Source organism: Kitasatospora sp. NPDC054939, from assembly GCF_053610105.1.
On the sequence record NZ_JBSGXP010000111.1, the window covers coordinates 22199 to 28198 of the forward strand.

Here is a 6000-nt window from a genome sequence, read left to right on the forward strand (position 1 = left end):
CACGTGGAACATGCACCCATCGGCTTTCGGGGGGAATGCTCGACTGTGGAGTGGACGAGGAGGTGCGGGGCATGGGACGCCGGATCGCTCCGCTGACACTGGACAACCTCGACGACCTGCCGACGACCTGCCGCTCCTGTGTGTTCTGGGAGCTGGACCCGGTCAGCGCGCGGGCCGCGACGGAGTCCGGGAAGCCGGAGCTGGAGAAGGAGGGGTGGATCTCCGCGGTCCTGCTGGAGTGGGGGTCGTGCGGGCGGATCGTCTACGTGGACGACGTTCCGGCGGGCTTCGTGCTCTACGCACCGCCGGCGTACGTGCCGCGCTCGCAGTCCTTCCCGACGAGCCCGGTCGCCCCGGACGCCGTTCAGCTGATGATCAGCCGGGTGGTGCCCGGCTATCAGCGGCAGGGGCTCGGCCGGGTGCTGGTGCAGACGGTCGCCAAGGATCTGCTGGGGCGGGGGTTCCGGGCGATCGAGGCCTTCGGTGCGGTCGGCCGGGAGCTGCCGAGCTGCGTCCTGCCCGCCGACCACCTGCTCGCGGTCGGCTTCAAGACCGTACGGCCGCACCACCGCTACCCGCGGCTGCGGCTGGAGGCGCGGACCACGCTCTCCTGGAAGGGCGACGTCGAGGGGGCGCTGGAGCGGCTGCTCGGCGCCGGGCGCAAGGAGCCGGCCCTACGGCCCTTCTGAGCCGGCGGGGCCCGGACGGGAGGCCGGCGGGGGGGGGCACCCCGTGCGCCCGGAGCCGGCGGGGCAGGCGGTCGGCCCCGGGAACGACGGTGGCGGGCCCCCGGACCGGGGACCCGCCACCGTGGCGTGCGGAGTGCCTCAGATGAACTCGGCCAGCTCGCGCAGCAGCGCGGCCTTCGGACGGGCACCGGTGATCTGCTTCACCGGCTCGCCGTCCTTGTAGACGATCAGGGTCGGGATGGAGATCACGTTGTACGCCGCGGCGGTCTGCTGGTTGGCGTCCACGTCGAGCTTCGCGATGGTCAGCGAGTCGCCGTGCTCGGCGGCGATCTCCTCCAGGATCGGGGCGACCTGGCGGCACGGGCCGCACCAGGTGGCCCAGAAGTCGACGAGGACGGGCTTGTCGCTCTTGAGGACGTCGGCATCGAACGTCGCGTCGGTCACGGTGGTGGTGGCGCCGGCCACGGTCACTCCTAGGGGTCAAGCGGGGAGGGGGCTGCCAGGTCTACAACAACGGACGGGGCGGATCTGTTTCGTCCGGTCGCGGCGGGCCCGGCGGGGGCGGGGTGTTCCACGTGGAACACCCCGCCGGACAAGGTCGGGCGGATCAGACCGCGACGGCGGCGGCCTGGGCCTCCAGGTCCGCGAGCGAGGCGAGGTAGCGCTCGGCGTCCAGGGCGGCCGAGCAGCCGGTGCCGGCCGCGGTGATGGCCTGGCGGTAGGTGTGGTCGACGACGTCGCCCGCGGCGAAGACGCCCGGGATGTTGGTCCGGGTCGAGGGGGACTCGACCTTCAGGTAGCCCTCGGCGTCCAGCTCCAGCTGGCCCTTGAAGAGCTCGGTGCGGGGGTCGTGGCCGATGGCGATGAACAGGCCGGTGACGGCCAGCTCGCGGGTCTCGCCGGTGGTGGTGTCCCGCAGGGTGACGCCGGTCAGCTTCGGGTCGCCGTGGATCGCCTCGACCGCGCTGTCCCACTCGAAGCGGATCTTCTCGTCGGCGAAGGCGCGCTCCTGCATCGCCTTGGAGGCGCGCAGGGTGTCCCGGCGGTGGATGATCGTGACGCTGCGGGCGAAGCGGGAGAGGAAGGTCGCCTCCTCCAGCGCGGTGTCGCCGCCACCGACCACCGCGATGTCCTGGTCGCGGAAGAAGAAGCCGTCGCAGGTCGCGCACCAGGAGACGCCGCGGCCGGAGAGCGCGTCCTCGTTCGGCAGGCCGAGCTTGCGGTGCTGCGAGCCGGTGGTGACGATCACCGCGCGGGCCTTGTGCACGTTGCCCTCGGAGTCGGTGACGGTCTTGACGTCGCCCGTGAGGTCGACCGCGACGATGTCGTCCGGGACCAGCTCCGCGCCGAAGCGCTCGGCCTGGGCGCGCATGTTGTCCATCAGCTCGGGGCCCATGATGCCGTCCCGGAAGCCCGGGAAGTTCTCGACCTCGGTGGTGTTCATCAGCGCGCCACCGGCGGTGACGGCACCCTCGAAGACCAGCGGCTTGAGGGAGGCACGGGCGGTGTAGAGCGCGGACGTGTAGCCGGCCGGGCCGGAGCCGATGATGATCACGTTACGGACGTCGCTCACTGCATCTCCTGGTTCGCATCGCGACCCGCGCTAGTGCGGGGAGGGCGGTCCTGCTCCGCCGCCCGGGACAACGACTGACCAGTCTCTCGCATTCCCAGGCGGATCAGTACCAGGTGACCGAAGTGTGGGAGTGTCCGGGCGTGTTGGGTGGGAGTCTGCAGGTCGCAGCGGGCGTGCGCGGGCGCTGCGGCGCCCCGGAACGGGCTCCGGCGTGTCCGGATGCCGGTCGGTGACCCGGAAGGGGGAGCTCGGGAGGGTGCGCCCGGGCCCGTCAAGCGGCGGTCGGCCGGCGGTCAGGGGGCGGGGACGGTCCGGTGGAGCAGGACCGGGCCGCACTCGGCGGCGCGGAGGTAGACGTCGAGCTGCCCGGAGCCGTCCGGCCCGGCGTACACCAGGACGTCGACCGGCTCGCCCCGGTAGGTGCCGCGGTCGGTGGCGAGCGGCGTGCCCGGGGCGGGGGCCGGGCAGGGCGGGGAGGACGGCCCGCGCGAGATGCCCGGCCCGCCGTCGGCCGGCGGTACGGCGGTGGCGGACCCGCCGGCGGTGCCCGGCGGCAGGGCCGAGGGGGCGCCGCTGCCGGCCCCGGCCAGCAGCCGGTGGATCTGGGCGGGCAGCCGGTCCTCGCGGTAGACCGTCCCGCCGGGGGCCAGGGACGGCTGCGGCCGGGCGGCGCCGGCCGCCTCGCCGGTCGGGCGGGGGGACTGCGCGGCGGCGGCCGGGGCCGGGCCGGCCTTCGCGGCGGTGTCGGCGAGCCGTTCCGACCCGGTGCCCGGGAGCAGCAGGACGCCGCCGAGTCCGAGCGCGGCCAGTGCGGCGGCGGCGCCGAGCAGCAGCCGGGCGCGCCGGCGGCGGGTGTGCGGACGGCCGGGCCCGGTGGAGCCGGCGGGCCGTCCGGCGGGGGCGGACGGGGGAGCGGGTACGCGCGTCGGCGCCGGGGCGGTCGCCGGGACCTCCGCCGCCGGCCCGGCCGCGCGGACCGCGGGGACGACGGCGGGGACGGGCGCGGCAGCGGGCGCGGGGGCGGCAGCGGGCACGGCTGCGGCCGGCGGGCGCGCCGCGGCCTCCGCGGCCAGGGCGGCGTCGATCCGGGCGGCGACGTCCGCCGGCATCGGCGGCGCCTCGACCGCGCCGAGCAGGTCCTGCACCTCGGCCAGGGCCCCGGCGGTCTCCCGGCAGTCGGCGCAGCCGGTGAGGTGGGCCTGCAGGGCCGCGGCGGCGGCCGGGTCGTCGACCAGGCCCTCGGCGAGGTCGGCGAGGTCGTCGACGGAGGGGTGGGACCCGGTGGGGTACGGGGAGGAGAGGGGGGCCGTCATCGCGCGCTCGCATCTCCTTCCAGAATCGGCCGACCGGTGGACCGGTCCGTCCCTGTGACGGACCGGGGCGCGGGTGGGTTCCCTCCCGGGTTCCGTCCGCCCGGCGGCCGGCCCCCCGCGGTTCCACGTGGAACCGCGCCGCCCGGGGCGCCCGGGGCGGCGGCCTCCTCCTCGCGCAGGTGCCGCACCAGCGGCAGCAGCCGGGCCCGGCCGCGGGCGCAGCGGCTCTTGACCGTGCCGACCGGGACGCCGAGCAGTTCGGCCGCCTCGGCGACCGGGTAGCCCTGCATGTCGACCAGGACCAGGGCGGCGCGCTGTTCGGGGGGCAGTTCGGCGAGCGCGGCGGTGACCTCCCGGTGCAGCTCGGCGCGGACCACCGGGCGGTCGGCGGGTTCGGCGCTGCCGAGCACGGCGTCCAGCCGGCGGGGGTCGTCGTCGAGCGGGTTGGTGCGCCGGGTGGCGGTCCGCCGGGCGCGGTCCAGGCAGGCGTTGACGACGATCCGGTGCAGCCAGGTGGTGACGGCCGAGCGGCCCTGGAAGGTGTGGGCGGAGCGGAAGGCGGAGACCAGGGCGTCCTGGAGGGCGTCCGCGGCCTCCTCGCGGTCGCCCAGCGTGCGCAGGGCGACGGCCCACAGGCGGTCCCGGTGGCGGTCGACGAGCAGGCCGAAGGCGTCCCGGTCGCCGGCCGCGTGCCGGGCCAGCAGCGCCGCGTCGTCGGCCTGCCCGGACTGCTCCTCGGTCACTCCCACCCGCCGGTCAGCCCGCGACCTTGACCTCGGACACCTGGCCCCGGAATCCGCCGCCGTCCTTCGGCAGGGAGGTGAGCCAGATCAGGAGGTACCGCGTGGTGACCGGTGTGTCGAGGGTGAAGTTCGCCGCGGTGCCGCTCGCCCGGTCCAGCACGGTGAAGGAGTTGGGCTTGGCCTGGAGCGGGCTGTCCGCCGCCTGGGCGTTCGGCACCCGCAGCTCGGCCGTGGTGCTGCCGACGAACTGTACGTTGACCGAGCTGACGCTCTGCGGCGAGCCGAGGTCGAGCAGCAGTCCGGTGCCCTCCTTGGGGAGCGGCTTAGGGCCGAACGGATCGTCGTACTTGCGGGTGGGCCACGCCGTGTTCGGGTCGCCGTCGATCGCGTGCTTCTGCGCGTACACGGACTCCGGTCCGTCGCCCAGCGGGTTGTACGACACCGCCTCCCGGACCGGGATCGGCACCGGGGTGTGCGCGGTGGTGGTCAGGGTCGGCGACGGGGCGGTGGGCAGCGGCTGGGAGATCGTCGGCTGGTCCTTCTCGCTGCGCAGGTGGTCGACCAGCTGCCAGGAGGCCACGCCGATGGCGCCGAGGGCGATCGTCCAGGCGGTGAGCTTGGCGGCCCGGCGCAGCGTGCGCCGGCGTCGCCGGACCGGCTGGACGGGCGCGGGCGGCATGCTGCCGGGGCCCGCCACCACCCGGGTGGGGATCGGTGCGGTGGGCAGCGCGTGGTGCCGGGGCGGGGCGGTGAAGGCCGGCAGCTCGGGCTCGGGCTGGCGGATCCGGGGCATCAGCGCGATGGCCCGGGCGAGCTGCTCGGGAGAGGTGATCGGCTCGGCGTGGTGCGGCGGGTGGTCGAACAGGGCGCGGGCGGCCAGCTCGGACAGGCCCTTGTGGACCCCGGCGCGGACCTGGTCCGGCGGGACGCTGCCGAGGCTCCTGGGCAGCCCCTGGAGGTCGTAGCGGTCCTCCGGGTACGGCCAGCGGTGGGTGAGCGCGGCGAACAGCAGGACGCCGATGGCCCGGGTGTCGGTGCGCTCGGCGTCATCGGTGTCGTCCTCGGCGGGCAGGCCGCGCAGGGCGGCGTCCACCGCGATCCCGTTGATCCGGTACTGCCCGCTGTCGGTGCGCAACACGCAGCGCGGGGTGAGGCGCAGGTGGGCCTGGCCGCGCCGGTGGGCGGCGGCGACGGCGTCGGTGACCTGGCGGACCATCTGGTACGCCTCGTGCGGCTCCATCGGGCCGGAGGCGAGCAGCTTGGCGAGGTCGGAGGCGTGCGGCAGCCACTCCCGGACGACGTAGACCAGCTCGCCCTCCTGGACGGCGTCCAGGACTTGGACGAAGCGCGGGTCGCCGAGCAGGGCGGCGGACTTGGCGGCGGCGAGTACGGCGCGGGCGCGCTGGTGGTCGGCGGCCATCAGGTGCACGCCGACGGCGCGCCGCAGCTTCTCGTCGACGGCCCGCCAGCTGCTGAAGGTGTCGGTCTCGGAGATGCACTCCTCCAACCGGTACCGGTCGCCGATCCGGTCGCCGCTGTGCCGCTTCGGCGCCGGCAGGGTGCGCGGGAGGGCGCCGGTGTCGACCCGGGGCTCCGGGGTCCCGTCGGGGCCGGTGGCGGGCCGCGTGCCGCCCTCGGAGCTGGCCGCCGGCGGCGGCTCCGCGGCCCGGCGCGCGGCGGGC

At 75.9% G+C, this 6000-nt stretch carries 6 protein-coding genes; 1 reads left to right on the top strand and 5 read right to left on the bottom strand.

Annotated features, from left to right (window positions below; translation table 11 throughout):
* Nucleotides 1–71 precede the first annotated feature (71 nt).
* On the top strand, nt 72–689 hold the full coding sequence (locus ACWGB8_RS26965; protein ID WP_452216193.1) for a GNAT family N-acetyltransferase: 618 nt from the start codon (nt 72–74) through the stop codon (nt 687–689).
* A 138-nt stretch (nt 690–827) separates the two neighbouring features.
* On the opposite strand, the gene trxA is transcribed toward ACWGB8_RS26965, so the two are convergent.
* From trxA to ACWGB8_RS26990, 5 genes are all read right to left on the bottom strand, one after another.
* A complete protein-coding gene (gene trxA, locus ACWGB8_RS26970; protein WP_452216194.1) occupies nt 828–1154 on the bottom strand; it encodes a thioredoxin in 327 nt (108 codons plus the stop codon).
* A 142-nt stretch (nt 1155–1296) separates the two neighbouring features.
* Nucleotides 1297–2262 carry a thioredoxin-disulfide reductase gene (gene trxB, locus ACWGB8_RS26975; RefSeq protein ID WP_452216195.1) on the bottom strand — a complete coding sequence of 322 codons (966 nt, stop codon included), beginning with the start codon at nt 2260–2262 and terminating at the stop codon, nt 1297–1299.
* A gap of 293 nt (nt 2263–2555) precedes the next feature.
* Nucleotides 2556–3575: a hypothetical protein gene (locus ACWGB8_RS26980; protein WP_452216196.1), complete on the bottom strand. Its 1020-nt coding sequence runs from the start codon at nt 3573–3575 to the stop codon at nt 2556–2558.
* Entirely contained in the window at nt 3572–4318 is a 747-nt protein-coding gene (gene sigM / locus ACWGB8_RS26985; RefSeq protein WP_452216197.1) for an RNA polymerase sigma factor SigM, read from the bottom strand. Before sigM ends, ACWGB8_RS26980 begins: the two co-directional genes overlap by 4 nt.
* 13 nt (nt 4319–4331) lie before the next feature.
* The coding region (locus ACWGB8_RS26990) for a serine/threonine protein kinase (protein WP_452216198.1) at nt 4332–6000 on the bottom strand (1669 nt) is incomplete at its 5' end.